This is a genomic window from Streptomyces fildesensis (assembly GCF_016107395.1).
In the GTDB taxonomy this organism is placed as follows: domain Bacteria; phylum Actinomycetota; class Actinomycetes; order Streptomycetales; family Streptomycetaceae; genus Actinacidiphila; species Actinacidiphila fildesensis.
Map to the genome: position 1 here is coordinate 1 of NZ_JAAIKO010000136.1, position 1,056 is coordinate 1,056.

Below are 1,056 nucleotides of genomic sequence, written 5' to 3' on the forward strand. Positions count from 1 at the left end.
CCAGACATCACTGAATCTCTCTATTTCAAGACATTTGATCATCTAGTGCTGCGCAGGTGGGGCCATTGCCGCCTACGTTGTGGGTGTGCCGGTCGGGGAGTATCTCCGAGCGCACAAACCGAAAGGCGTACCTCATGCGCATCTTGCGCACCAACGCTCTTGCCCGGACCGTCCTGATCAGTGCGATCGCCGTGGCCGGCCTCGCCACGCCCACCCTGGCGTCCGCGTCGGCCCACTCCGACGCGAACGGTTCCCGGATCCACAGCAGCCTGGGCGCCCAGGGCGTCCCCGGTGCTAACGGCGCCAACGGGGTGGGGAGCAACGGTGGTCTCGGCGGTCTGGGTGGCACTGGTGGAGCGGCCGGTGCGAACGGCAACGGCGGTAACGGCGGCGGCGGCGGAAACGGCGACGGCCTCGGAAGCACCGGTGGCGCCGGTGGAGCGGGCGGAGCCGGCGGTGCCAACGGGAACGGCGGCACAGGTGGCGCGGGGGGCGCTGCCAACCAGGGCGGCACCGGTGGCAAAGGCGGTGTGGGCGGTGTAGGCGACGCCGGCACCGGCATCGGAGGCGGCAAGGGCGGCAAGGGCGGCGCGTCCACGGCCGGCGGTATCCACAAGGGCGGGACCGGTGGCGCCGGCGGCGCCGCAAGCCCGGTGTGTCCCGGCAACGACGGTGGCAACGGCACCGCTGCCACGTTGACCGCGGACGGCATCACGGGCGCCACCGGCGCCGCCGGACACACCACCCTGCCCTGCTAACAGCACACCAGGCGTCGCGGACGTCACGCACAGGTGCCGACGGCGTCGCCGGCTCCCACAACATCCGCATCTGCACCTGCTGAGCCGCGCCTCCTTCCGACCGAGGAGCGAACTCTGAGGAACCCATAGCGAGCTGTGCCACACGCCCTGCACTGTGCCCGGCCCGGGCACAGTGCAGGGCCCCGCGCACCTGCGGATCCTTGCCGACCGTAGGCCGCCGGCCCCTTCATCAAGACGCATGTGTGCAGGATCGGTGCCAGAGGCAGCCGATAACGTGACCTCCCGGGCAGTCCGATGC

Annotated in this window: 1 protein-coding gene; it reads left to right on the top strand. The window is 70.8% G+C overall.

Going from position 1 to position 1,056, the window contains the following annotated elements:
* The first annotated feature begins 134 nt into the window (after window positions 1–134).
* Complete coding sequence (locus C6N31_RS42250) at window positions 135–758, top strand: hypothetical protein (protein ID WP_198359622.1); 624 nt, start codon at window positions 135–137, stop codon at window positions 756–758.
* Window positions 759–1,056 lie beyond the last annotated feature (298 nt).